The sequence below is a fragment of the Streptomyces sp. NPDC086835 genome, from assembly GCF_044745705.1.
GTDB lineage: Bacteria > Actinomycetota > Actinomycetes > Streptomycetales > Streptomycetaceae > Streptomyces.
Map to the genome: position 1 here is coordinate 166897 of NZ_JBIVAU010000009.1, position 24961 is coordinate 191857.

25 protein-coding genes are annotated in these 24961 nt (G+C 72.8%); 14 read left to right on the forward strand and 11 right to left on the reverse strand.

Annotated elements, in window-relative coordinates:
• The first annotated feature begins 90 nt into the window (after positions 1 to 90).
• The 3 genes from ACIPJI_RS26790 (at position 91) to ACIPJI_RS26800 (ending at position 4085) form a co-directional block, all read left to right on the forward strand.
• Positions 91 to 543 (forward strand): DUF6643 family protein, encoded by a 453-nt coding sequence (locus tag ACIPJI_RS26790; protein ID WP_159694321.1) that lies wholly within the window; start codon positions 91 to 93, stop codon positions 541 to 543.
• A gap of 395 nt (positions 544 to 938) precedes the next feature.
• Positions 939 to 1547: a hypothetical protein gene (locus tag ACIPJI_RS26795; protein WP_307710264.1), complete on the forward strand. Its 609-nt coding sequence runs from the start codon at positions 939 to 941 to the stop codon at positions 1545 to 1547.
• Between the two features lie 129 nt (positions 1548 to 1676).
• A complete protein-coding gene (locus ACIPJI_RS26800) occupies positions 1677 to 4085 on the forward strand; it encodes a right-handed parallel beta-helix repeat-containing protein (RefSeq protein WP_402249338.1) in 2409 nt (802 codons plus the stop codon).
• Here ACIPJI_RS26800 and ACIPJI_RS26805 read toward each other — a convergent pair.
• Positions 4055 to 6529, reverse strand: coding sequence for a hypothetical protein (locus ACIPJI_RS26805; protein ID WP_402249339.1), 2475 nt, complete (start codon positions 6527 to 6529; stop codon positions 4055 to 4057). The two genes, ACIPJI_RS26800 and ACIPJI_RS26805, sit on opposite strands and share 31 nt — an antisense overlap.
• Positions 6530 to 6823: 294 nt before the next feature.
• Between ACIPJI_RS26805 and ACIPJI_RS26810 the strand changes: the two genes are divergently transcribed.
• The 3 genes from ACIPJI_RS26810 to ACIPJI_RS26820 all read left to right on the forward strand — a co-directional run bounded on the left by ACIPJI_RS26810 (position 6824) and on the right by ACIPJI_RS26820 (position 8671).
• On the forward strand, positions 6824 to 7663 hold the full coding sequence (locus ACIPJI_RS26810) for a DeoR/GlpR family DNA-binding transcription regulator (protein WP_307705056.1): 840 nt from the start codon (positions 6824 to 6826) through the stop codon (positions 7661 to 7663).
• A 5-nt stretch (positions 7664 to 7668) separates the two neighbouring features.
• Entirely contained in the window at positions 7669 to 8115 is a 447-nt protein-coding gene (locus ACIPJI_RS26815; RefSeq protein WP_356620428.1) for an SRPBCC family protein, read from the forward strand.
• 70 nt (positions 8116 to 8185) lie between these two features.
• Positions 8186 to 8671: an SRPBCC family protein gene (locus ACIPJI_RS26820; protein ID WP_402249341.1), complete on the forward strand. Its 486-nt coding sequence runs from the start codon at positions 8186 to 8188 to the stop codon at positions 8669 to 8671.
• 10 nt (positions 8672 to 8681) lie between these two features.
• Here the strand turns inward: ACIPJI_RS26820 and ACIPJI_RS26825 are convergent, their stop codons facing one another.
• A complete protein-coding gene (locus ACIPJI_RS26825) occupies positions 8682 to 9818 on the reverse strand; it encodes a PLP-dependent cysteine synthase family protein (protein ID WP_402249343.1) in 1137 nt (378 codons plus the stop codon).
• A 194-nt stretch (positions 9819 to 10012) separates the two neighbouring features.
• On the opposite strand from ACIPJI_RS26825, the gene ACIPJI_RS26830 reads away from it, so the two are divergent.
• Together ACIPJI_RS26830 and ACIPJI_RS26835 are read left to right on the forward strand one after the other, a co-directional pair.
• Entirely contained in the window at positions 10013 to 10336 is a 324-nt protein-coding gene (locus ACIPJI_RS26830) for a hypothetical protein (RefSeq protein ID WP_005320591.1), read from the forward strand.
• Between the two features lie 179 nt (positions 10337 to 10515).
• Entirely contained in the window at positions 10516 to 11052 is a 537-nt protein-coding gene (locus ACIPJI_RS26835; RefSeq protein ID WP_402249345.1) for an ATP-binding protein, read from the forward strand.
• A gap of 214 nt (positions 11053 to 11266) precedes the next feature.
• Here ACIPJI_RS26835 and ACIPJI_RS26840 read toward each other — a convergent pair whose 3' ends face one another.
• The gene (locus tag ACIPJI_RS26840; protein ID WP_402249348.1) at positions 11267 to 11551 is read right to left on the reverse strand and encodes an SHOCT domain-containing protein; all 285 of its coding nucleotides are present in this window, start codon (positions 11549 to 11551) and stop codon (positions 11267 to 11269) included.
• A gap of 187 nt (positions 11552 to 11738) precedes the next feature.
• On the opposite strand from ACIPJI_RS26840, the gene ACIPJI_RS26845 reads away from it, so the two are divergent.
• A complete protein-coding gene (locus ACIPJI_RS26845) occupies positions 11739 to 12311 on the forward strand; it encodes a TetR/AcrR family transcriptional regulator (RefSeq protein ID WP_402249350.1) in 573 nt (190 codons plus the stop codon).
• 7 nt (positions 12312 to 12318) lie between these two features.
• The gene (locus ACIPJI_RS26850; RefSeq protein ID WP_356620422.1) at positions 12319 to 12900 is read left to right on the forward strand and encodes a DUF4865 family protein; all 582 of its coding nucleotides are present in this window, start codon (positions 12319 to 12321) and stop codon (positions 12898 to 12900) included.
• On the opposite strand, the gene ACIPJI_RS26855 is transcribed toward ACIPJI_RS26850, so the two are convergent.
• Together ACIPJI_RS26855 and ACIPJI_RS26860 are read right to left on the reverse strand one after the other, a co-directional pair.
• Positions 12901 to 13764, reverse strand: coding sequence for a YhjD/YihY/BrkB family envelope integrity protein (locus tag ACIPJI_RS26855; protein WP_373465249.1), 864 nt, complete (start codon positions 13762 to 13764; stop codon positions 12901 to 12903).
• 208 nt (positions 13765 to 13972) lie between these two features.
• The gene (locus ACIPJI_RS26860) at positions 13973 to 15187 is read right to left on the reverse strand and encodes an ROK family protein (RefSeq protein WP_356620421.1); all 1215 of its coding nucleotides are present in this window, start codon (positions 15185 to 15187) and stop codon (positions 13973 to 13975) included.
• A 97-nt stretch (positions 15188 to 15284) separates the two neighbouring features.
• On the opposite strand from ACIPJI_RS26860, the gene ACIPJI_RS26865 reads away from it, so the two are divergent.
• Entirely contained in the window at positions 15285 to 16532 is a 1248-nt protein-coding gene (locus ACIPJI_RS26865) for an MFS transporter (protein WP_402249352.1), read from the forward strand.
• Positions 16533 to 16616: 84 nt separating this feature from the next.
• Positions 16617 to 17360 (forward strand): maleylpyruvate isomerase family mycothiol-dependent enzyme, encoded by a 744-nt coding sequence (locus ACIPJI_RS26870; protein WP_402249354.1) that lies wholly within the window; start codon positions 16617 to 16619, stop codon positions 17358 to 17360.
• Positions 17361 to 17389: 29 nt separating this feature from the next.
• Here ACIPJI_RS26870 and ACIPJI_RS26875 read toward each other — a convergent pair whose 3' ends face one another.
• From ACIPJI_RS26875 to ACIPJI_RS26895, 5 genes are all read right to left on the reverse strand, one after another.
• The gene (locus ACIPJI_RS26875) at positions 17390 to 17806 is read right to left on the reverse strand and encodes a DUF4328 domain-containing protein (protein WP_402249356.1); all 417 of its coding nucleotides are present in this window, start codon (positions 17804 to 17806) and stop codon (positions 17390 to 17392) included.
• A gap of 150 nt (positions 17807 to 17956) precedes the next feature.
• Positions 17957 to 18487, reverse strand: coding sequence for a hypothetical protein (locus ACIPJI_RS26880; protein ID WP_402249358.1), 531 nt, complete (start codon positions 18485 to 18487; stop codon positions 17957 to 17959).
• A gap of 100 nt (positions 18488 to 18587) precedes the next feature.
• On the reverse strand, positions 18588 to 19253 hold the full coding sequence (locus ACIPJI_RS26885) for a response regulator transcription factor (RefSeq protein ID WP_356620416.1): 666 nt from the start codon (positions 19251 to 19253) through the stop codon (positions 18588 to 18590).
• Complete coding sequence (locus ACIPJI_RS26890; protein WP_402249360.1) at positions 19250 to 20479, reverse strand: sensor histidine kinase; 1230 nt, start codon at positions 20477 to 20479, stop codon at positions 19250 to 19252. The genes ACIPJI_RS26885 and ACIPJI_RS26890 overlap by 4 nt, the downstream gene beginning before the upstream one ends.
• 230 nt (positions 20480 to 20709) lie before the next feature.
• The gene (locus tag ACIPJI_RS26895; RefSeq protein WP_356620414.1) at positions 20710 to 21441 is read right to left on the reverse strand and encodes a TetR/AcrR family transcriptional regulator; all 732 of its coding nucleotides are present in this window, start codon (positions 21439 to 21441) and stop codon (positions 20710 to 20712) included.
• A gap of 172 nt (positions 21442 to 21613) precedes the next feature.
• Between ACIPJI_RS26895 and ACIPJI_RS26900 the strand changes: the two genes are divergently transcribed.
• Entirely contained in the window at positions 21614 to 22063 is a 450-nt protein-coding gene (locus tag ACIPJI_RS26900) for a nitroreductase family deazaflavin-dependent oxidoreductase (RefSeq protein ID WP_356620413.1), read from the forward strand.
• Positions 22064 to 22193: 130 nt separating this feature from the next.
• On the opposite strand, the gene ACIPJI_RS26905 is transcribed toward ACIPJI_RS26900, so the two are convergent.
• Complete coding sequence (locus ACIPJI_RS26905; RefSeq protein WP_356620412.1) at positions 22194 to 23441, reverse strand: geranylgeranyl reductase family protein; 1248 nt, start codon at positions 23439 to 23441, stop codon at positions 22194 to 22196.
• A 146-nt stretch (positions 23442 to 23587) separates the two neighbouring features.
• On the opposite strand from ACIPJI_RS26905, the gene ACIPJI_RS26910 reads away from it, so the two are divergent.
• Positions 23588 to 24952: a dipeptidase gene (locus ACIPJI_RS26910; RefSeq protein WP_307705075.1), complete on the forward strand. Its 1365-nt coding sequence runs from the start codon at positions 23588 to 23590 to the stop codon at positions 24950 to 24952.
• Positions 24953 to 24961: the final 9 nt, after the last annotated feature.

Below are 24961 nucleotides of genomic sequence, written 5' to 3' on the forward strand. Positions count from 1 at the left end.
ACATTAGTGAACCGTGGTCACTCACAGCTGATGAAACAACCCTCTTATCGGGCTCCCCAACCAGCACATCGTGGGCTTAACTTATGTGCCATGACCTCCCCCCGCGCCACCTATGGCGGCGGTTACTACTCCGCGCCGGCGTTTCCCGACACCCCGATCTACGACTCCCTGGTCGCGGAGCGGGGCACCCCTCAGATCGCCCCGATCCGAGTGCCTGCCGCATACGACACCGGCAACAGCTACCTGCCGGCGCTCCCCGCGGCCCTGCCCGCCCTCCCGGCGGCACCTTCCCATCCCGCCCCCTCCTACGGTTACCCGCAGCAGATGCACCAGCCGGTCCCGCTGCAGCAGGCGCCCGCCCCGTACATCCCGCAGCAGGCGGGCCCTCCCCGCGGCTATCCGGGACCGCAGTACCAGTCCCAGCCGCAGCGGCCGGTGTCCACCGGCTACGAGGCCATGCGGCCGGCGGCGGCGCGTCCTGCTCCGGCGCCCGCGCCCTACGAGGATCCGTACAACCGCCCGTACCAGGGCCGGGGGTACTGAGCGACGGCGAGGGCGGCCCGTCCGGACAGTGCTCCGGCGCGGAGGCAGGGCGGGCCGCCGCTCGACGAGCAGGGCACACCGGAGATCTGCCCCGCGCACTGACGAATCACCTCGCCGTGCGCTCATGTACCCACGTGCGCCACGTACATGAGACCGTCACCGGCTCACTCCTTCCTGATCACGCAGAGCGACCGGCCCCGTTCCCTCCGCCCGCGCGAGACCGACCATGCCCTGGACCCGCTATCGATGTCGCCCGCCCGACGGGAACCGATCGCGGTGGCAGGCTCGTTGGACAGTGCGCGGCACGGCTCGCGGGGTGACGTTCCTCATCGCACCACCCGCGCTTGTGCCGTGCCCTGCCGGGCCATCACGGACAAGGGAAGGGGGTGCGGAAAGTGCGGGCAGCCGTCGGCATCTGGCGCTGGCGCCGCAATCCCTTGAGGCGTGCCACCGATCTGTACGAGGCATGGCTCGCGCTGGTCGCCGCCCTGCTCGTCGTCACGGCCGCCCCGGCGGTGGGCTGGGTCACCGGCGCGCTGACAGAGGAGTCGCTGCGCCAGTCGATCCGCGTCCAGCGCGCCCAGCGGCACGCCACGACGGCCACCGTGCTCGGGCCGGCCGAATTCCCGCGGCCCGCCGCCTTCGATCCCGAGACCGCCGCGGCCGACGAACGCCGCAGGGCGGTCGCCGCGAAATGGACCGCCCCGGACGGCAGTCGGCACACCGGCACGGTCCCCACCACGCTGCCGGCGCCCCGCCCGGGTGACACGTTCCGGGTGTGGACGGACGGTTCCGGCCGAATGGTGCCCCGCCCGATGGACATGGCCACCGCCGAGGTGCACGCCGCGCTCGCCGGCGTCGGCGCCGCTCTGGCCTGGGGTGTGCTCGTCGAATGCGCCAGGAGGCTGGTCCTTTGGCGGCTGGTGCGCCGCAGACACGCCGCGCTCGACCGGGCCTGGGCGGCGGTCGGGCCCGACTGGGGGCGGACCGGCGCAGGAAGCTGACCTGCCACATCCCGTCAACTCCCGCGGGCCGCGCGCGCTACGGTGGTGCGACGCCCTTCGGGGTTCGGGAGGCGTTCCCCTCAGAGACGCGGCGTTGTACGGAACACGAGGTGGGGGCAGAGCAGCACGATGGCACAGGGCACGGTCCAGGTGACGCACACCGGCACCTCGCGGTGGCGGCGCCGCACAGGCGAGTACCCCTCTCTCGCCGCTGCCCTGGAGGCCGCCGGCGACGGGGACATCCTCACCGTCGCCCCCGGCACCTACCGCGAGAATCTGGTCGTCCGCCGCGCGGTCACGCTGCGCGGCCCCGAGGGCTCTGCCGGGTCGGTGCGCATCGCCCCGGCCGACGGTGTGCCGCTGACCGTCCGGGCCTCCGCCACCGTGCGGGACCTGCATGTGGAGGGCCAGGACTCCGCCGCCCCCGCCCTGCTGGTGGAGGACGGCACGCCCGAGCTGACGGACCTGCGGATCGTCACCAGATCCGCCGTCGGTCTCGAGGTGCGCGGTGCCGCACGGCCCACGGTGCGCCGCTGCACCGTCGACAACCCGGCGGGCGTCGGGATCGGCGTACTGGACGGCGCGGGCGGTGTGTTCGAGGAGTGCGAGGTGGTGGCGGCCGGCCAGTCGGGCGTGTCGGTGCACGGCGGGGCGCATCCACGGCTCGAGCGCTGCCGGGTGCACCACACCTCCGGCGCGGGCCTGAGCGTCTCCGGCGAGGGCAGCGGCCTGGAGGCGATCGGCTGCGAGGTGTACGAGATCAAGGGCACCGGCGTACAGATCGCCTCCCGCGCCGGCGCCCACCTGACCGACTCCTCCGTGCACCGCACGTCGGCCGACGGCGTCACCCTCGACACGGACGCGGTCCTCACCCTCTCCGACTGCGACATCCACGACATCCCGGAGAACGCGATCGATCTGCGCTCCCGGTCCGTGCTGACGCTCACCCGCTCCACGGTGCGCCGCTTCGGCCGCAACGGCCTGTCCGTGTGGGACCCGGGCACACGCGTGGACGCCAACCAGTGCGAGATCCACGAGAGTACGGGCGACTACCCGGCGGTCTGGGTCAGTGACGGCGCGACGGCGGTACTCGACTCGTGCCGCGTCCACGACGTGCCCGACGCGCTGTTCGTCCTCGACCGCGGCTCCCGCGTCGACGTCGTCGACAGCGACCTCTCACAGGTGCGCAACACGGCGGTCTCGGTGAGCGACGGCGCGACGGCGCAGCTCGACGACTGCCGTATCCGTGAGGTCTCGACCGGCGCCTGGTTCCGCGACCACGGCAGCGGCGGCACCCTGAACGGCTGCACCATCGACGCCGCCCAGACAGGCGTGATCGTCACCAAGGGCGCGGACCCGGTGATCGAGCGCTGCACCGTCACCTCCCCGGCCGAGGCCGGTTTCTACGTGTCCGCGGAGGGCCGCGGCACCTTCCGCGGCTGCCGGGTCACGGGCAGCGGGGGCTACGGCTTCCATGTGATGGACGGCTGCCGTACGACGCTGGACCGCTGCCGCACGGAGCGCTGTGCGCGCGGCGGTTACGAGTTCGGCGAGGATTCGGGCCCGGTCGTCGAGGACTGCACCAGCGACGAGAGCGGGATCGCCCGCCCCGGCGCGGAGCCTGCCACGGCCACCCTGACGGCGACCAGGACGCCCGGTCTGCTGTCCGCCGTCCCCGCCCGGAGCACGCAGTCCGCCCCCGCGCCCGCCCCGTCAAAGGAGCCTGCGCGCAGTTCCGTCGCGGTGCTCGGCGAACTGGACGCCCTGGTGGGGCTGCACAGCGTCAAGCGCGAGGTCCGTACCCTCACCAACATGATCGAAGTGGGCCGCCGCCGTCAGGAAGCCGGTCTCAAGGCGGCCTCCGTGCGGCGCCACTTGGTCTTCACCGGCTCCCCGGGCACGGGCAAGACGACCGTCGCCCGGCTGTACGGCGAGATCCTCGCCTCCCTCGGGGTTCTGGAGCGCGGCCATCTCGTCGAGGTGTCCCGGGTGGACCTGGTCGGCGAGCACATCGGCTCCACCGCGATCCGCACCCAGGAGGCGTTCGACCGGGCGCGCGGCGGTGTGCTGTTCATCGACGAGGCATACGCGCTGTCTCCCGAGGACTCCGGCCGGGACTTCGGCAAGGAGGCCATCGACACCCTCGTGAAGCTGATGGAGGACCACCGGGACGCCGTCGTGGTCATCGTCGCCGGCTACACGGCGGAGATGGAGCGCTTCCTCGCGGTCAACCCCGGTGTGGCGTCCCGTTTCTCCCGGACCATCACCTTCAGTGACTACGACCCGGAGGAACTGCTGCGGATCGTCGAGCAGCAGGCGGAGGAGCACGAGTACCGGCTGGCCGAGGGCACGTCGGAGGCGCTGCTGAAGTACTTCACGGCGCTGCCCAAGGGGCCGGCCTTCGGCAACGGCCGTACCGCGCGCCAGACGTTCGAGTCGATGGTGGAGCGGCACGCGGGGCGGGTCGCCGAGCTGGCGGAGACGAACACCGACGACCTCACCCTGCTCTACCCGGAGGATCTGCCCGAACTGCCCTGAGCCTGCCGGGGCACGGCCGGCGTGAGCCGGTCGAGCAGGGCAGCCCGCTCCTTGGCGAAGTCCGGGTGGGCCTGGTAGTCGGAGTGCCCGAGGATCGGCTCGGGCAGCGGATGGCGTTCCGAACGGCCGTAGACGACCGGGTCCTTGAGCGCCTGGCGGTCGACGTCGGTCGGGTCGTCGCAGCCGTCACCGGGGGGATCGGTCTCCGCGGCGATCAGCATCGGCCCGCCGATCGGGTCGGTGCGCCGCCACAGGTTGCGCCAGCAGTCGACCTCGCTGCTGAGTTCCAGCAGCGCCTTGGGGCCGAAGTAGGCGGGGAACCAGCGTCCGTACAGGCGCTCCAGCGGCGATCCGTACGTCAGGAGCGCCACCCGTTTGCGGGTGTCGGCGGGCAGCTGCCACACGGCGGCCGCGGCGAGCACGCTGCCCTGGGAGTGCCCCGAGATCACCAGCCGGCCGCCGGTCCGCCCGGTCCAGGTGCACATGCGCCAGGTCAGATCGGGGACGGCCCGCTCGGCGTAGCACGGCGGCGCGAAGGGGTGCGCGGCGCGCGGCCAGAAGGTGCCCACGTCCCACAGGATGCCGATGGTGCGCCGGGCGGAGGCGTCACGGTAGGCGCGGCGGCCCATGGTGACGAACAATATGAAGCCGAAGCCGATGAGCCAGGACCCCAGTGCCTGCGCGGTCTCGGCCGCCGACTCCGCGGGCCCTTCGCCGAAGGAGCGGCCCGGCACCTCGCCGCTGAGCCACGCGCCGCCGACGGCCGCGGCGCCGAGCAGCAGGGTCGCGCCGGAGACGACGCCGACGATCAGCGGGGCGACGTCGGTGAGTGCCGCGCGGGCGCGGGTGCCCGCTATCCGGCGGGTGCGGACACGGTCGGGGCGGCCTTCGCCCTGGTCGCCGTCGAAGTACTCGGCCTCGATCTGCGGCACGAGGCGGCGTGCGGCGAACCACGTCCGTACGGCGAGCAGCACGGTCGGTACGAGAAGCACCGCCAGCAGGACGGGGATGACGGACGCCTGCCAGCTCAGCAGCACCGGTGGCCCCGGGATGATGCCCTCCCCGTCCATGCCGGGGGTGCCGGGCCCGTCGAGCCAGTCCGCGACCCGCTGGGCGACGCCGCCGGTCATCACGCCGCCGAGCGCGCAGGCCAGCATGGCGACGGCGGGCCCGCCGAGTCCGTGCAGCACGGTGCGGGGGTGCCGGGCGCGGCGGTGCAGCCGTCGGGCGGCCACGGCCAGGGCGACGACGAGGGCGCCCTGGGCAAGGACGATCACCCGGAACGTGACGTCACCGGGCAGGGTGCCGTCGGAGGCCCATCCGGGGCGTGACCAGGAGGCGTAGAGCAGCGACAGGGCGAGCAGGACGAGGGCGGCGCCCGGCAGGCGGCGCACGGCGGCCCGGTCGATGCCGGCGTCGACGCGCCGCTCGCTGCGGCCCCGGCGGGCCACCACCCACAGCACGGCGGCCGCGCCGGCGACGAGCGCGCCTTCCAGGAGGATGCCGCAGATCTTCAACACGGTGTCCTCGCCGCCCCGGTCGTGCCGGGCGGCGGCTCCGGCGACCGCGGCGGCGACGGTGAGTAATCCGGCGGCGGTGTGGGCGGCGCGCAGCCGGGCGACGAGCCGCCGGCCGTACCAGAAGCCCGGCCTTCCCAGCGCGGGCCGGACGAGCGGCTTCCGCCGCCCGGCGGCCTCGTCCTCACCGCGGCCGTCATGATCGCCGTCCTCACCGCGGCCGTCGTGATCGCCGTCGTCGGTCTCTGGAGCGTCCTCGTCGTCCTCGTCGTCCCCGGCGGCCGCGTCTCCGGCGCCGGTCGGCGGGCGCTGGGACTCGTACGCGCTCCAGGTCCGGTTGGACAGGTACCAGAGCAGCGCGACCAACGCGGCGGGCACCACCGCGGCGAGCGCCAGGCGCCGCCCCGGCTGGGACCACCAGCCTTCCCTGGCAGCGGACATGAAGCCGAGCCAGGACCTGTCGTCGCTGCACTCGTCAGACCCGGCGCACTGCCAGGCCAGCAGGTCGAGCGCGACCTCACAGGCCGCCGCGGTCAGCAGTACGGTCAGGCTGAGGGCGACCAGGCGCACCAGCGCGCCGTAGAGACGGGTGGTCCTGCGACTCCCCTTGGCCCTGGGCCGCATCCAATGCGCGAGGTTGACGACCATGAACGGGAGCAGCAGCAGCCACAGGGCCCGAGCGCCGTTGCCGGACGTCAGGTTGGACCAGCAGTACGCCTCCGGGATGGGCCGGTCCTGGTACTCGCCGGGGTGGTTCTCCGCCTCCGCGTCGTCGGTGCGGCGGTACACGGCGGCCTTCTCGTCGCCGGTTATCCGTACGGTGCGGGGGTCGCCGAGCATGTCCTGCGGGGTCGCTCCGCCGACGCCGTGGACGAGCAGCTCGAGCGCGGGACCGCCGCTTCGCGGTGCCTGGGTGGCAGGGGACACTGCGGTGACTCCCTCATCTCGGGACGAGCCGGAACGGAAACAACGGGACGTAAACGGAAACAACAGGACGTAACGGGGCGGAACGCGAGGGGTCGGTACGGCGCGGCCCGGTCCGGTGTGCCCCCGCAGCAACGATGGCGACAGAATCGCGGAACACGACAGCCCGCCGCACCGCTCTCACGGAATCTCCCCGAGCCCGACGGCCAATACGCGTGCGAGGATGAGAAGCCTTGGCCACAGCCCCGTGGGAGGGCGTGGACGGCGTATGGCGACAAGGAAGGACCGGCCCCGGCGGTGAGCGACAACCAGAACCTCCTCGCGGAGCAGCGGCGTGCTCTGATCCTCGACGAGGTGCGCAGGCGCGGCGGGGTCCGGGTCAACGAACTCACCCGCAGGCTCAATGTCTCCGACATGACGGTGCGGCGCGATCTGGACGCTCTGGCGCGGCAGGGCGTCGTGGAGAAGGTGCACGGCGGCGCCGTCCCGGTGGTCGAGGCGAGCACCCACGAGCCCGGGTTCGAGGCGAAGTCGGCGCTGGAGCTGAGCGCGAAGGAGGACATCGCGCGGGCCGCGGCGGCCCTGGTGGCGGCCGGCAGCGCGATCGCCCTGTCCGGCGGGACCACGACGTACGCGCTGGCGCACCATCTGCTGGACGTGCCGGACCTGACGGTCGTCACCAACTCGGTGCGGGTGGCCGACGTCTTCCATACGGCACAGCGGTCGGGCGGCGCGGGCGGCCGGCGGCCGGGCGCCGCGACCGTGGTGCTCACCGGAGGGGTGCGCACGCCGTCGGACTCGCTGGTCGGGCCGGTGGCCGACCAGGCGATCCGCTCGCTGCACTTCGATGTGCTGTTCCTCGGCGTCCACGGCATCTCGGTGGAGGCCGGTCTGTCGACGCCGAACCTCGCGGAGGCGGAGACGAACCGCCACCTCGTGCAGGCGGCGCGCCGGGTCGTGGTGGTCGCGGACCACACCAAGTGGGGGACGGTGGGCCTCAGTTCGTTCGCCGGGCTCGACGAGGTGGACACCCTGGTCACCGACGCGGGACTGCCGGCGGCGGTCCGCGAGGAGATCGCCGAGCATCTGCCCTCGCTCGTCGTGGCGGGCGAACAGGCCGACGCGCAGGACGGCTGAGCGGTGTGAGCACCTTCCGTATCGGACGGGTCACCGCTCTGCCGGCCGCCGAGTGCTGGCTGAAGGTCACGGACTGGCCGGCGCACGGTGCCGCGGTGCCGCTGACGGCCGTCACGGTGTCGGGCCCCGGGCCCGCCGGCGTGGGCACCACGGTCGTCGCACGCAGTGGTGCGGGCCGGTTCGGCTTCGACGATCCGATGGAGATCGTCGAGTGGGAGCCGCCGTCGGCGGGCCGACGGGGCCGATGCAGGCTGGAGAAACGCGGCCGGGTCGTCACCGGCTGGGCCGAGATCGAGGTCCATGGCACGGACTCGGGTTCGGTGGTCCTGTGGGTGGAGGAGCTGCGCCTTCCGCTGCTGCCGCGGCTGCTGGACCGACTGGTGGCCAGGGCGGGGAGACTGGTGTTCGCCCGTGCGCTCGACGAACTCCTGAACGGGCGAGCGGGGCGCTGAGGGCGGACATCGGACCGAGCTGCGGCTATGGTGTGCGGTCCCGTGTCCGCCGCTGGAGTGAGGACCCCCCATGGCACGTCAACTCCGTCCTGTAGAGCTGGAGTTCGCGAAGAGCGCACCACTGCGTCTGGTCTTCTCGGCGCATCTCACGGCGTCGCCGCAGGCGTTGTACGCGGCACTCGCCGACGATGTCGCCGGCTGGCCCGAATGGTTCACCGCGGTGACCGCGGCCCGGCCCGTGGACGACGGAGCGGGCCGCGAGATCAGGCTCAAGGGCGGCACGGTGTTCACGGAGACGGTCCTCGCGCGGGAGCCGGACACCCGCTACGCCTATCGCGTCGACCAGACCAACGCCCCTGGGCTGCGGGCCCTGTTGGAGGAGTGGCGGATCACCCCGACGCCGGCCGGCTCCCGGGTGCAGTGGACGTTCGCGGCCGACGGACCCGCGCCGCTGCGGGTCGTGCTGCGCCTCGGCCGTCCCGGGCTGGGGCGCGCCTTCAAGGACGCGGTGCGCAATCTGGACCGCCGACTGGGCCGTTCCACCGGCCGACCGTGAGCCCGGCCGGTCAGCAGGGCCAGACGCCGCCGGCCAGGAACTCCTCGATGGCGACCGTGTACGGGTGGATGTCCAGTCCCTGCTCGGCGAGCCAGCCGTCCGAGTAGTACTTGTCGAGATAGCGGTCGCCCGGATCGCAGATGAGCGTGACGACGCTTCCCTTCTCGCCTGCGGTCACCATCTCCGAGACGATCTTGAAGGCGCTCCACAGTCCGGTACCGGTGGAGCCGCCCGCCTTGCGCCCGATGGCCTGTTCCAGAGCCCGTACGGCGGCGACGCTGGCCGCGTCCGGCACCTTCATCATCCGGTCGATGGCTCCCGGCACGAAGCTGGGCTCCATACGGGGCCGGCCGATGCCTTCGATCCGCGAGCCGCAGTCACTGCTGGCCCGGGGGTCACCATGGGTCCAGCCGTCGAAGAAACAGGAGTTCTCCGGGTCGGGGACGCAGATGCGGGTGTCGTGCTGCATGTAGTGCACGTAGCGGGCGATGGTCGCCGACGTGCCCCCGGTGCCGGCGGTCGCGACGATCCAGGCCGGCTCCGGGTACCGCTCGAGGCGCAACTGCTGGTAGATCGACTCGGCGATGTTGTTGTTGCCGCGCCAGTCGGTGGCCCGTTCGGCATAGGTGAACTGGTCCATGTAGTGGCCGCCGGTGCGCTCGGCGAGCGCGGCGGACTCCTCGTACATCCTGCGCGGATCGTCGACGAAGTGGCACTGCCCGCCGTGGAACTGGATGAGGCGGATCTTCTCGGCGCTCGTGGTGCGCGGCATGACGGCGACGAAGGGCACCCCGATCAGTTTGGCGAAGTACGCCTCCGAGACGGCGGTCGAGCCGCTGGACGCCTCGATGACGGGCTTGCCGGGTCTGATCCAGCCGTTGCAGAGCCCGTACAGGAACAGGGAGCGGGCCAGCCGGTGCTTGAGGCTGCCGGTGGGGTGGGTGGACTCGTCCTTGAGGTAGAGGTCGATCCCCCACTGCTCGGGCAGCGGGAAGCGCAGCAGGTGGGTGTCTGCCGACCGGTTGGCGTCGGCCTGGACCTTGCGTACGGCCTCTTTGAGCCATCCGCGGTAGTGGGGATCGCTGCGGTCGACGTCGACGGTCACGGCCGGGGCGCCCGGTGCCTGCTGCTGCCCGGTGCTGTTCATAACGTCGCCCTCCGTCTGCGGTCGTCGGAGCCGTCATCCGGCCACACGGGCAACAGTAAGCCCGCCACCTGCGTAAACGTTCGCTTTGGGTATCCATAGGCGCAGCTTGTGGCGTGACTGCGCCGGGTGCACTGGTGTGCATGGCGCGAGTTGTGCACACTTCCAGGAGAGTCGCTGCAAAGGGGGCGGACGTAATGGCCATGGCAGAACCGGAATTCAGCGCCACGGGAGTGCGTATCGAGCGCTGGCCACGCTCGCTCACCCGGGCCGGGCAGGTGCTGATCAAGGACGGCAGGCTGGCGCTGATGACCAGTTACGGCCGGGTGATCGAGAGCGCGCCCGTACGTGCGGTCACCGCGGGACGGCCGTGGTTCGCGGGTGACGACAGCACGGTGGCGACGCTCAACGGCAAGCGGTACCGGCTGACCATGGGGCAGCGCAGCCGGCGGCCCGACGCCCGCGCCCTTGCCGGGCGTTTCCTCGAAGCGGTGCGCGGGGCAGGCGGTTCCGAGCGCTGAGAGGCGCGGAAGTCCTGTGAGTTGCGGGCCTGTCGGCGATGGTCCACGCTGGTTCCACATCACTCAGGGTGCACCGGCGGTTACGCTGCGATCCAGCCCCGCCGGTCTGATCAGCAGGTCGGCCCACTGCTGGATCGCTTTCCTCGTCTTCTTCCGGACTATTTCGGGGAGTCGCAGCCGTGATCAGCCAGCCAAGCAGGCACTGCACGGTGGAGCTCCAGGCCCTGCCGTCGCGGATCGGTCAGGTCCGCAGAATCATCTCGGCGCACCTGCGCTACTGGCATCTCGATCCGTTGATCGACCATGCAGCGCTGGGCGTCACCGAGCTGCTGACCAATGTCCACCGGCATGCTCAGCCGGACAAGATGTGCACCGTGGACGTCGAGCTGCTGCTCGACCGGCTCACGGTGTCCGTCCACGACCACGATCCGCGGCTGCCGACCGTGCGCCAGCCCGGGTCGTCCGCCACCTCGGGACGGGGCCTCGCGCTGGTGGCCGCCATGAGCGAGAGCTGGGGTGTGAGACCGCAGGGCGACAACGGCAAGGTCGTCTGGTTCACTCTTCCGGCCTCCTCCCCCGCCGTGACCATGCCACCCTGTGCGGTGGTGTACGGGGCGACGACCATCGGCCCGTTCACCGGGGCACCGGAGGCCGAGATCCTTCCGGTCGTACCGGAGACGGAGACGGCTGCCGCCCGGTCGGCCGTTGCCGGCTGACCGGGCGCGCAGAAGGCCGTGCGTCCGTCGCCGGCGACGGCGTGCGGCGCGGCGCGGCGTGCGGGCCGCCCGCACGCGAACGCCCCCGCCACCGGACCGCCCGCCGCCACGGCGGCGAGCTGCGGCGGCCCGACGCCTCGAAGAGCATGGGACCTTCACGGCGTCGACGACCGGGCGGCGGTCCGGGTGTCCGACCCGGTGGTGACGGTGCCGGTCATGCCGCACCGTCCTTGGGGACGCGGCCGAACTGCTCCTCCAGGACCGACAGGCGCAGCCAGTACTCCTCCTCGTCGATCTCGCCCGCGGCGAAGCGGCGGCCGAGGACGGCGATGGGCGAACTCTCGGCGAGCGGCGGGCGGGTGCCCTGCCACCGGGCGGGACGGCCGCGCCAGATGCCCGTGCGGCGCAGGACGGTGACGGCTCCGACGACGACGGCCGCCCAGATCAACGGGAAGAACAGGATCCACGGGCCGGGCCCGTCGTAGGCGAGCGTGTTCATCTCGGTCAGCTCCTCGGTGGGCGATGGATGCGTTTCCTTGTCCGCTTCGAGGCTCCCGCCGCCAGGGGGTGCCGGTCGTCGTACGGCCGGCGGCAGTGTGTGTACCACCCGCGGAGTACGCGGCCCCCGCGCGGCTGCTTCCCGCCCAAACCCGACTTCTGTACCTACTGGTATGTACAGTGGCTCCATGAACACTTCCGAGCGGCTGATCGAGGCCACTCGCGAACTGCTGTGGGAACGCGGCTACGTGGGCACCAGCCCCAAGGCGATCCAGCAGCTCGCGGGTGCCGGCCAGGGCAGCATGTACCACCACTTCGCGGGCAAGCCGGATCTCGCGCTGGCCGCCGTCCGGCGCACCGCCGATGAGATGCGCACGGCCGCGGCGGCCTCGCTCGACGGACCGGGCACCGCGTACGAGCGCATCGCCGGCTACCTGCTGCGCGAGCGGGACGTCCTGCGGGGGTGTCCCGTCGGCCGGCTGACCATGGACCCGGACGTCCTCGCGGACGACCGGCTGCGGGAGCCGGTCGACGCGACGCTCGACTGGCTGCGCGGCCTGCTGGCGTCGATCGTCGAGGAGGGCAGGGCACGTGGCGAGCTGAGCCCGGCACTCGTCCCGGCCGACATCGCCGCGACGGTCGTTGCCACCGTCCAGGGCGGCTACGTACTGGCACGCGCGTCCGGCTCCCCTGCCGCCTTCGACGCCGGAGTGAGGGGACTGCTCGCCCTGCTGGAGCCCTCCGCCGCGGACAAGGGGTGAGTGCGGCGTGCACGTGATGCAGTACGAGATCACACTTCCCGCCGACTACGACATGGGGATCATCCGCGAGCGGGTGGCGACACGAGGACATCTGCTCGACGACTTCCCCGGCCTCGGGCTCAAGGCCTACCTCGTGCGGGAACGCGGCGCGGACTCGCCGGTGAACCAGTACGCGCCCCTGTACCTCTGGGCGGCGCCCGAGGGGATGAACCGTTTCCTGTGGGGCCCCGGGTTCCAGGGCATCGTCGACGACTTCGGGCGGCCCGAGGTGCGGCACTTCACCGGACTCGCCTACCACGAGGGCCCCGCCACCGGGCGCCCCCCGCGCGCCGCCGTGCGGCGGCGCCTCGCACTGGCCCCGGGCGCCGCGCCCGCCCCGCTGGTGGAGGAGGCCGTACGGGAGACGGAACGGCTCGCCGCGCTGGACGGGGTCGTCTGCGCCGCGCTCGCCGTCGACCCGCGCCACTGGGAACTGCTCCACGTCACACTCTGGGCCGACGACCGGCCCGGGGCCGACGGCGATCGCTACCAGGTGCTGCACCTCTCGCAGCCGCAGCGCGCGGCGCTGCGGCGCGGCAGACACTGGTGATCACCGATGCGGCGGGCCCTGCCACCCCGGCGGGCCCCCGCGCTTGCGCGCCACATGCCGCCTCGCCCACATCTCATGGCCGACGCGCCCCGCGATCGCGCCGCCGTAGACGACCACTCCGACGCCCACGAGCCAGGACTGGACCACGAGAACTGTGCCGAACGGGCCGTAGGTCACCGCGTTCGACGCGATCAGCGGGGAGAAGACCAGCTGGGAGAAGACGCGCAGGCCGAGCAGGGCGATGGCGGTCGCGACGGCCCCCGGCAGGAGGGCCCGCCAGCGGACCCGTCCGCAGAGCAGGACCCGCTGGGACGCCCAGAAGAACAGCACCGTGCCCGCCAGGTCGCCGATCGCCCCGACCGCCGCCGACAGCACGGACTCACCCGGCAGTGGTGTGCTCACGAAGATCATCAGGTAGACGATCAGCATTCCCAGCCACACGACATGCCGCCACATCGTGTGCCAGCGGGCCGCGGGCAGGTCCCAGACCTTCTCGTACGTGGTCTGCACGGCGGAGCCGAAGGTGAGCCCGAAGACGGCGAGCGCGGCGAGACCGAACGCGGTGGTCCGCTGCAGCGCCTGGCGCGGCAGACCGAACAGCCGCTCCACCTCGTCCTGCGAGGACTCCGCGAGCCCCAGTGCCTGGCTCATCCACCGGGCGAAGCCCTGCCCGCTCGCCGGGTCGGTGGCCGCGACGACGATGAGCAGCGGCACGAGCGTCAGGAAGCCGAGTGCGGCAAAGCCCATGGCCCGGTGCATCAGTTCGAGCCGACGGCCACGGCTCCAGCCGACCCCGAGAGGCGACTCGGCCAGCTTGCGCCACAGGCGCAGCAGACGGTGCGGGCGGGTGGGGTCGTAGCTCACATGTCGTGGCCTACCCGAAACCGCCCGCGAACCGGCCGGGGTGCCTCCGGACGGGTGGCCCGGCCCGCGGCCGCCCGGTGCTCCGGGCGCACCGGGCCCGCACAGCGGCCTCCGCCGGCCGGGGGACGCCGCCGGAACGGAGCATCGGACCGGACCGGCGGACGTACGCCATGTCGGACAGAACGGCTGACGCCTTTCGACCCTGCCGTCAGGCGAGCGCGCCCAAGGGGTCGTCGAGGACCGGCTGCCAGGCCAGTTCGGCCGCGCCGACGAGGCTGTTGTGGTCGAGGGTGCACGCCAAAATCGGGACGCCCCCGCTTCTGCCCCACAGGCTGCGGTCGGCGACCACGGCCCGCAGCCGGTCGGGGTCGGCGTCGAGCAGTTCCCGGTGCAGACCGCCGAGGATGATGCGGTCCGGGTTGAGGATGTTGACGAGGCCCGCCAGGCCCAGCCCCAGCCGGTCGATGAGCTCCTCCGCCGCGGCGCGCACGGACGGGTCGTCGTACTCCTCTCGGAGCAGGTCCCTGGCCCGTTGCAGCAGGGAGACCTCCGGGCCGGGGTTGCGGCCCGCCGCGGTCAGGAAGGCGAGGGGGTCCGTCTCGACGTCGAGGCAGCCCCTGCTGCCGCAGTGGCAGGGGCGGCCCTCCGGGTTCACCGTGAGGTGCCCGACCTCGAGCGCCAGTCCGGAACTGCCGCTGTGCAGGCGTCCGTCGAGGACGAGCGCACCGCCGACGCCCCGGTGGCCCGTGGCGACGCACAGCAGGTGCTTCGCCCCCCGGCCGGCGCCGTGCCGGTGCTCGGCGAGGGCCGCGAGGTTGACGTCGTTGCCGGTGAATGCGGGTCCCGTGATGCCCGCCGCACTCACCCGCTCGGCGAAGATCTCCCGTACCGGAGCCCCGGCCGGCCAGGCCAGGTGCAGCGGGTTCAGTGCGGTGCCCTCGGGTTCCGCGACCGCGGACGGCACGGCGAGTCCGGCGCCGACGCACCGTCGGCCGCTGCGGCGCAGCAGTTCGGCGCCGGCGTCGACGACCTCGCCGAGTACCTGGGCGGGGTCGGCCTGGACGGCGACGCAGCCGGGTGCGGTGGCGACGATCCGGCCGCCGAGGCCGACGAGTGCGGCACGGAATCCGTCGGCGTGCACCTGTGCGGCGAGGACGACCGGGCCGGTGTCGTCGACGGACAGCCGGTGGGAGGGGCGGCCCTGAGAGCCGGCGGCCGCGCCCGGCCGGGAGTCGACGCGGATCAGGCCCAGTGCTTCCAGTTCCGCCGCCACGGCCCCGGCGGTGGCGCGGGTGACGCCGAGCTCGGCCGTGAGCACGGCACGCGTGGGCGCACGCCCGGTGTGAACCAGCTCCAGGGCGGGGCCGAGTGCACTGCGGCCCCTCTCGAGTCTCGTCCGGGTGGTCGTCGCCTTGCCGTTCATGGAGGCGAGTCTCCCATGATCCCGGAGGTGCGAGCGCTGCCGTGCGGGGAATCCGGCCGCCTTGAAAGGAACCGGCCGTACCCCCTATCCTGACTTTGTGCCGCTACTAAACAAACTCCGGACAGTCGTACCGGGCGGACCCGGCGGAGACCCCGCCCCCGTCTCCCTGTCCCGCCTCCGCGTCGCCCTCACCGTCTTCTTCGCCCTCGACGGCTTCCTCTTCGCCGGCTGGGTCGTCCGCATCCCGGCGATCAAGCAGCAGACCGGCTCGTCCGCGAGCGACCTCGGCCTCGCCCTGCTCGGGGTCTCGGCCGGCGCCGTCGTCACGATGACCCTCACCGGACGGCTCTGCCGCCGCTTCGGCAGCCACTCCGTCACCGTCGCCAGCGCCGTACTGCTGTCCCTGAGCATGGCGCTGCCGCCGCTCACCCACTCCGCGCTCGCGCTCGGCCTGGTGCTCCTCGTCTTCGGCGCCGCCTACGGCGGGATCAACGTCGCCATGAACAGCGCCGCGGTCGACCTCGTCAGGACGATGCGACGGCCCGTCATGCCCGGCTTCCACGCGGCGTTCAGCCTCGGCGGCATGCTCGGCGCGGGCCTCGGCGGCCTCGTCGCGGGAGGTCTGTCCCCCACCGTCCACCTGCTCGCCCTCACCGGCATCGGGCTCCTGGTCACCGCCGTTGCCGGGCCCGTACTGCTCCGCCACCGCGCTCCCGCGGCCCGGACGCCGACGGCGTCCCCCGCGCCGCGTCGCCTCGAGGGCCGCACCCGCCGGCTCGTGGTGCTCTTCGGCGTGATCGCGCTGTGCACCGCGTACGGAGAGGGTGCGATGGCCGACTGGAGCGCGCTGCACCTCGAGCAGGACCTGAACGCCCACCCGGGTCTCGCCGCAGCGGGCTACTCCCTGTTCGCGCTGACCATGACCGTCGGGCGGCTCAGCGGCACGGCGATGCTCGAACGGTTCGGCCAGACCCGCACGCTCGTCCTCGGCGGGGCGACCGCCGCCGCCGGCATGCTGATCGGCGCCCTCGGCAGCTCGGTATGGGTGGCCCTGGCCGGTTTCGCCGTCGCGGGGCTGGGCCTGGCGAACATCTTCCCCGTGGCCGTAGGACGAGCCGGCGAGCTCGCCGGTCCCGGCGGTGTCGCCGCCGCGTCGACCCTCGGATACGGCGGCATGCTGCTCGGCCCGCCCGCGATCGGTTTCCTCGCCGACTGGTTCTCGCTGCCCGTGGCACTGACGACGGTGGCCGTACTGGCCGCCTGCGCGGCGGCCATCGCGTACGCCGCTCGTGGCGCCGCCGTACACAGGGCGGTTGAGCGGACGGCGCCTTCACCCGGCTGCTGAGGAACGCAACGGGCGTCAGCCGCCCGTACGGTGTCCGACGGCGCCCCCTCGAGAGCCGGGCGGTCCGCTGGCACAATCGGCGTCATGGAGACCTCTGCCCTGATCAAGTCGCTCGTCCAGGAGGGCCAGTTGCTGGCCCTCGCCGCCGAGGAGGCGGGACCGGACGCCGCTGTGCCCACCTGCCCGGCGTGGCAGGTGCGCCACCTGCTGCGGCACACGGGGATGGTGCACCGCTGGGCAACGGTCTTCGTCGCGGAGGGCTGCACCGAGTACCGCCCGGACGCCGGCGAACCGGATCTCGACGGCGACGAGCTGCTCGAATGGTTCCGCGAGGGCCACGGGCTGCTGGTGGGCGCGCTCAGCGAGGCCCCGCCGGACGTGAGCTGCTGGTCGTTCCTGCCCGCTCCGTCGCCGCTCCACTTCTGGGCACGGCGACAGGCCCATGAGACGGCCGTCCATCGCGCGGACGCCCAGTCCGCGGCCGGCGGCCACCCGGGGAATGTCGCGCCGGAGTTCGCGGTGGACGGCGTCGACGAACTGCTGTCGGCGTTCCATGCCCGGGGCAAGAGCCGGGTGCGCACCGAGACGCCCAAGGTGCTGCGGGTCAGGGCCACGGACACGGGCGACGTGTGGACCGTACGGCTGTCCCCGGAGCCGCCGCGTACCGGACGCACGGACGAAGGGCCCGCCGACTGCGAGGTCAGCGGCACCGCGGAGCGCCTGTATCTGACGCTCTGGAACCGGCTTCCCCTCGACGCCGTGTCCGTCACCGGTGACACCGGGCTGGCGCGGCTGTGGCGGGAGCAGTCGGGCATCACCTGGTCGTAGTCCCGGCGCTGCCTCCTGGGCGGTCGCGCTCAGCGATGGCTGCCGCCCAAGCGGTCCTTGCCGGGGACCGGGGCCGGGACGAAGCGCGGGACCAGGGATGCCGGCGGCCGGGATGCCGCGGCGGCACATTGCATGGCGGTGAGTCTGTGGGCGAAGCGGATCGCGAGCGCGGCTGCGATGATGTCGAAGACCTCGGCGGCGACGAGCAGTTCGGTCGCGGAGACGATGTCGGGCGGCGCCTCGGCCGCCGCGTAGCTGCGTTCGGCCGCATGCGTCACGAGCCGGCTCCCGACGTAGGCGGCCCACCACAGGTTCACCGGGGTACGAGGCTGGTGCTCGTCGCCTGCGTCAGTTGGAACACAGCATGGCGGAGCAGCCCCCCCGAAAGTGAACGGACCGGGAGCCCTCCCCAGAGGCCCCTCGCGTGGACGCGAGCGGACGCACACAGGCGGCCGCCTGCGGACGGTACGCCGCTACGGCTCCTGCCGTCCAGTGCGAATCCCCAGCTCACGCGGGCGGTGCGGCCCGCTGAGGGTACGGATCCGACCGTATCGCCGTCGCGCTCTCCGGTGGGTCACCATCCGAAACGAACGCCATCACGGCGTGACCGAAGAGGCCCCCTCCTCGGGCGCGGCCATGTCCAGTCCGGAGCTCACGGCGTGCTTGTCGCCGGTGCCGAGGTGCCGGACGTACGCCCAGAGGTCGAGGTGTTTGCACGCCCACACGGGGTCGTAGGCCGCCGTGGGCAGTTGAGGGATACGTTTGCGGCCCGTCTCGTCGAGTCGGTACGGCACCTCGAAGGCCGTGTTCCAGCGGTCGAGGTCCGCGGCGAAGCGTTCCTCCGCTTCCCCGGCCCCGATTCCCAGATACTGGCCGATCTCGGCCCATGAGCTGCCCCGCTCGCGCTCGTAGACCACGGCCGAGGCGAGCACGCGTTCCGCGAGTTCGACGAGCTGTGCCGCCTGGCTCACCCGGCCGCCGGGACCGGTGTCCGGGTCGTGGCGGGTGGGGACCAAGCCGTCCGCGCTCTTGGAAACGTCCATGGCCCGGTGGCTGAGGACCAGGCGTGCCAGGGCGGGGCGGGAGAACGTGGCGCGGTCGGCGTCGTAGGGAGTCGTCTCGGTCACGGACACAGCGTCGCAGGCCACCGCCGCTTCGGGTACCGGGTTTCTTCCGGAGCGCGTCCTGTGAGGGCGACGGCCGCGGGGACCCGCGGCGCGCGGTTCATCAGCCGAGCCAGCCGGGGCGCACCAGGCCCGACTCGTAGGCGAGGACGACCAGTTGGGCCCGGTCGCGGGCCCCGAGCTTCACCATGGTGCGGCTGACGTGCGTCTTGGCGGTCAGTGGGCTGACGACCAGGCGACGGGCGATCTCCTCGTTGGACAGGCCGATGCCGACCAGGGCCATGACCTCCCGTTCCCGTTCAGTGAGTTCACCGAGTCCCCGGGCCTCGGCGGGGCCCTTGGAGCGGGCGGCGAACTCGGCGATCAGACGACGCGTCACACCGGGCGACAGCAGCGCGTCCCCTTCCACCACCGCCCGTACCGCGCGCAGCAGTTCCTCCGGCTCGGTGTCCTTCACCAGGAAGCCGGAGGCACCCGAGCGGATGGCCTCGAAGACGTACTCGTCGAGCTCGAAGGTGGTGAGCATGACCACCTTCACGTCCGCCAGGCGCTCGTCGCCCGTGATCCGGCGGGTGGCGGCCAGGCCGTCCATCAGCGGCATCCTGATGTCCATCAGCACCACGTCCGGACGCAGTTCGCCCACCAGGCGCACCGCTTCCTCGCCGTCGGACGCCTCGCCCGCGACCCCGATGTCGGGCTGGGCGTCCAGCAGCGCCCGGAAACCGGCCCTGACCAGCATCTGATCGTCGGCGAGCACTACACGGATCACGGTGACTCCTTGGCCTGCAGGGGAAGGTCGGCGAGGACCCGGAAACCGCCGTCCCGCCGCGGACCCGCCTCGATGGTGCCACCGAGCGCGCCGGCCCGCTCGCGCATACCGACAAGGCCGTTGCCGCTGCCGCCGGCGGAGCCGGTCGCGGGCCCCTCGTCGTCGACCTGGAGGGCGAGTCTGCCCGGCGAGTACGCGATCCGTACGCGGGCGGTACGTGAACCGGAGTGCCGCACGACGTTGGTCAGGGCCTCTTGGACGATCCGGAAGGCCGCCAGGTCGGTGCCCGGCGCGAGCGCCGCCGGTTCCCCGACCCGCTCGACCTCGACGGTGAGTCCGGCGCCGGCGGCCTGTTCGACCAGTTCCGGCAGACGGTCGAGGCCGGGGGCGGGGGCGCGAGGCGCGTCGCCGGGGGTGCGGAGCGTGTCGAGCACCTGGCGTACCTCGCCCAGGGCCTCCTTGCTCGCCGCCTTGATGGTCGTCAGGGCACTGCGGGCCTGCTCCGGGTCGGAGTCGAGCAGCGCGAGACCGACCCCCGCCTGGACGTTGATGACGGAGATCGAGTGCGCGAGCACGTCGTGGAGTTCGCGGGCGATGCGCAGCCGTTCCTCGTCCGCCCGGCGTCGTTCCGCGGCGGCGCGCTCGGCACGTTCCCGTGCCCAGACCTCGCGCCGTACGCGTACCAGATCGGACGCGGCGACGATCGCGATCACCCAGGCGGTGATGAACACCTCCTGGCCCCAGGGCGCGGCGTCGTCACCGCCCGGTGGCAGGTACCGGTACAGCCAGTGCGCGATCAGCAGGTGCCCGGCCCAGAGCAGGCCGACCGCCCACCAGGCGGCGCGTCGGTGCCCCGCGACGATAGCGGCGAAGCAGGCGACGGCGATGGTGAGGAAGACCGGCCCGTACGGATAACCGGCGGCGAAGTACACGAACGCGACGGCGCAGACTCCGAAGACGGTGACGACGGGATACCGCTTGCGCAGCAGGAGCAGCGCCGGGCCGGCGAGGAGGAGGACCCGCGCGAACACGTCGAGCGGCTCGCGGGTGTCCTGCTGCCCCTCGGCGGCGAAGCCCGTGCCGACCATGACGAATACGGCGAGGGCGAGGGTCGACAGCCACGGGAGCCGTGCGCTGTCGTGCCGGTCCTCGAAGGCCCGCCTCCACGGCGGTCCGCCTCGCGACCAGGGCGGCCCTCCGCGGTTTGCGGTGCGCTGCTGTTCCATGCGGCCACGCTAGACCGGCGCGGTCCCCACCGGCGTCAGCCGGGCGTGGCGGTCCCACGTACTCCCAGGGGAGTAGGGGCCGCGGGCCGGCGGCCTCCGGGAGCCCGGCCTCGGCGTGCGGTCGGCGCAGCGGGCGCGGCGCCCACCGGTTCGCGCGGTCGGCGCCGGATCGGGTCCATGGGCGCGGATGCCGGTCCGGCGCCGCGTGCCCTGCACGGGCGGGTACTGCGTCAGGACCCGGCGCCGCTGCCCGGCGATGTGCCGGCGGCCTCGGCGCGCAGTCCCACCTCGTGGGCGATCCGGGTGACAGTGTGCTCGAAGAAGGCCTCCCGGTCCGCGACCACGTTGTTGAAGTGCCCGAAGAGCTCGAAGGAGATCGTCCCGAAGACGTGCGACCAGGCGGCGACCATCGCGGCGACGACGGCCGGCGGCAAATCGGGGGCGATGTCCGCGGCCATGCGCTCCGCTTCCGCGCGCAGCCCGCCCGACAGCGGCGGCAGCGCGAGACCGTGCGTGCGGTGGGCGTCGCGGACGACGGAGACGAGCGCGAGGGGGACGCGGGAGGCCGCGGCGACGGTGTCCTGGGGTGCGCTGTAGCCGGGCACGGGTGAGCCGTAGACGAGGGCGTACTCGTGCGGGTGGTCGAGAGCCCAGGCGCGTACGGCGGAACAGGCCGCGGTCCAGCGGGCGAAGTGGCCGGCCGAGAGCGGGGCCGCGGCGAGGGCGGACTCCGCGGCGGCGCCGGCTGAGTCGTAGGCGTCGACGATCAGGGCGGTGAGCAGGTCGTCGCGGCTGGGGAAGTAGCGGTAGAGGGCGGAGGAGGCCATGCCGAGTTCGCGGGCGACGGCGCGGAGGGAGAGCTTGGCCGCGCCTTCTGCGGCGAGTTGCGCGCGGGCCTCGTCCTTGATGGCCGCGGTGATCTCGGTGCGGGCCCGTTCCCTGGCCCCTCGGATGGTGCTCATGGTGGGACACTCTGTCACGTTCCAGAGCAGTAGCCAACAACGAGAGCAGTGCTCTTGCTTTACTGCCCCTAGACGTGCACACTGATCCCAATCGAGAGCAGTGATCTCGAAATGAAGCGCCGGTCACGAATCAGGACACCGGCCGAACCGGTCCAGCCCAGGGGAGAACGCCATGCCGCAGGCGCACTACATCAAGCCCAACCGGTTCGACACGATCCTGAACAACGCCGTCGGCTGGCTCGCCCGCCGGGGCATCAGCCTCATGGGCACGGCGGAGCTCTCCGTACGCGGCCGGACCAGTGGGGAGTGGCGCGCGATCCCCGTCAACCCGCTGCCCTACGACGGCGGCCCGTACCTGATATCCGCCCGTGGCCACTCCCAGTGGGTCCGAAACCTCCGCGCCGCCGGCGGCGGGCAGCTCAAGGTCGGCCGCAGAACGCAGCAATTCACCGCAGTGGAGCTGCCCGACGACCAGAAACCGGAGCTGCTGCGCACCTACCTCGAGCGCTGGGGCTGGGAGGTCGGCCGCTTCTTCGGCGACGTCGACGCCCGGTCCACGGACGAGGAGCTCCTCGCGGCGGCCCACCGGCACCCCGTCTTCCGGATCACCGTCACAGGGTGACCCCGTGCGGTGCCGGGCGGCGCACCGGGCGTGGCCGGACCGCCCCGCCACGACCGGACCGGCCCGCCACGACCGGCCCGCGCGCCGCAGGCCGGGCGCGGCCGCCGAACGGCGGCCCCGCCGGGCGTGTTCACGGCGCGGGCTGCGACGCCGCCCGCTTGTCCAGGACGTCCAGCGCACGCCGCGCCAGCGGGTGCGTGCGCACCAGGCCGGCCAGCGTCGTCGACCCGCGGGTGATGTCCGCGAACGCCTTCCACGCGGGCCGGAACCCGGTCAGGACCGCGTGCAGCAGTCCCGGCCGGCGTTCGAAGACGGCCAGCATCCGTCGTCCGACCGCCATTTCGACGCCGAGCCCGGACTTGACGGCGAACGCGTAGTTCAGCGCCTGCCGGCGCGCGTCGACGGCGTCGTGGGCCTCCGCGATCCGTACGGCCCACTCCCCCGCGAGCCGTCCGGAGCGCAGCGCGAACGAGATGCCTTCCCTGGTCCACGGCTCGAGCAGCCCGGCCGCGTCGCCGCAGACCAGGACCCGGCCGCGGGAGAGCGGCGAGTCGTCGCTGCGGCAGCGGGTCAGGTGGCCGGAGGAGATGGCGGGCTCGAAGCCGGCGAGCCCCAGCCGGGCGATGAAGTCCTCCAGGTACCGCTTGGTGGCGGCCCCTTCACCGCGCGCCGAGATCACACCGACCGTCAGCGTCCGCCCCTTGGGGAACACCCAGCCGTAACTGCCGGGCATCGGGCCCCAGTCGATGAGGACCCGGCCCTCCCAGTCCTCCGCCACCGTCGCCGGGACCGGGATCTCCGCCTCGAGCCCGAGATCGACCTGGTCGAGCTTCACACCGACATGTGCGCCTATCCGGCCGGCACTGCCGTCGGCGCCGACGACCGCGCGCGTCAGGACCGTCTCCCCGTCCGACAGCACCACGGCGACCGTGCGCCGGTCCGGTACGGCGGGTCCGTGCTGTTCGACGCGGGACACCGTCGCGCCGGTGCGCAGCACCGCTCCGGCCTTCTGCGCCTGCTCGACCAGACCGGCGTCGAACTCCGGACGGTTGATGAGCCCGAAGAGCATCCGCTTGGAGCGGCGGGTGCGGGCCAGCCTGCCGTTGAGCGAGAAGGTCACCGCGTGCACCCGGTCACGCAGCGGCAGTTCGAAGCCGGGCGGCAGACTGTCGCGGGACGGTCCGATGATCCCCCCGCCGCAGGTCTTGTAGCGGGGCAGTTCGGCCTTCTCCAGCAGAAGCACCCTGCGGCCGGTCACCGCCGCCGCATAGGCCGCCGACGCGCCCGCGGGCCCTCCGCCGACCACGACGACGTCCCACACGGGGTCGCCAAGCTCATTTGCCGCCTCTGCTCCGGTGGCATCGTTCTCGCTGCTCACGATGTACTTCTGCTCCCGATCCGACCTGTGGCCCAAGCTCTCGACGGCATCCTACGGCGCGGTCGCCTCCCACTCCTTGTGGGAGGATCGACCACACATTCGCCGTACACACATCGCACAACGTCGTGCCCTCGAGGAGCGTGCCCATGACCGCCGTACCGATCGCAGAAACCGTCGCTTCGCTGCTTCCCCGCGCCAAGGCGGAGCTCGCGGAACTGGTGGCGTTCCGGTCGGTCGCGGACCCGGCGCAGTTCCCGAAGAGCGAGTGCGAGGCAGCGGCCGCATGGGTGGCGGGCGCCCTGACCGCGGAGGGCTTCACGGACGTGGCCGTCCTGGACACCCCCGACGGCACCCAGTCCGTCTACGGCTTCCTGCCCGGCCCGGCCGGCGCCCCGACCGTCCTGCTGTACGCGCACTACGACGTGCAGCCGCCGCTGGACGAGGCGGCGTGGATCTCGCCGCCGTTCGAGCTGACCGAGCGGGACGGCCGCTGGTACGGGCGGGGTACGGCGGACTGCAAGGGCGGCTTCATCATGCACCTGCTCGCGCTGCGCGCCCTCAAGGCGAACGGCGGCGTGCCGGTGAACGTCAAGGTCATCGTGGAAGGCTCGGAGGAGCAGGGCACCGGTGGTCTGGAGCAGTACGCCGAGGCCCACCCCGAGTTGCTGGCCGCGGACGCGGTCGTCATCGGTGACACGGGCAACTTCCGTGTCGGGCTGCCCACGGTCACGGCGAGCCTGCGCGGCATGACGCTGCTGCGGGTGCAGATCGACACCCTCGGGGGGAATCTGCACTCCGGGCAGTTCGGCGGCGCAGCCCCGGACGCGCTGGCCGCACTCATCCGGGTGCTGGACTCGCTGCGGGACGAGGACGGCTCCACGACCGTGGACGGGCTCGCGGCGGACGCGACGTGGGACGGGCTCGCCTACCCGGAGGAGGACTTCCGCAGGGACGCCAAGGTGCTCGACGGGGTGGGTCTGATCGGCGACGGCACGGTCGCGGACCGGATCTGGGCCCGGCCCGCCGTGACGGTGCTGGGCATCGACTGCCCGCCCGTGGTCGGCGCGACGCCGTCGGTGCAGGCGTCCGCGCGGGCACTGATCAGCCTGCGGGTGCCGCCGGGCCAGGACGCGGCGGAGGCGAACAAGCTGCTGGCCGCGCACCTGGAGGCGCACACGCCGTGGGGCGCGCGGGTGGCGGTCGAGCAGATCGGCCAGGGTCAGGCGTTCCGTGCGGATGTGACGAGCCCCGCGTACGCGTCGATGGCCGAGGCGATGAAGGTGGCGTACCCGGGCGAGGAGATGCAGGCCTCGGGCATGGGCGGCTCGATCCCGCTGTGCAACACGCTCGCCGCTCTGTACCCGGACGCGGAGATCCTGCTGATCGGCCTGAGCGAGCCGGAGGCGCAGATCCACGCCGTCAACGAGAGCGTGTCGCCCTCGGAGCTCGAGCGGATGTCGGTCACGGAAGCGCTGTTCCTGGGCAACTACGCCCGGTCGAAGCGGAGCTGACCTCCCGGA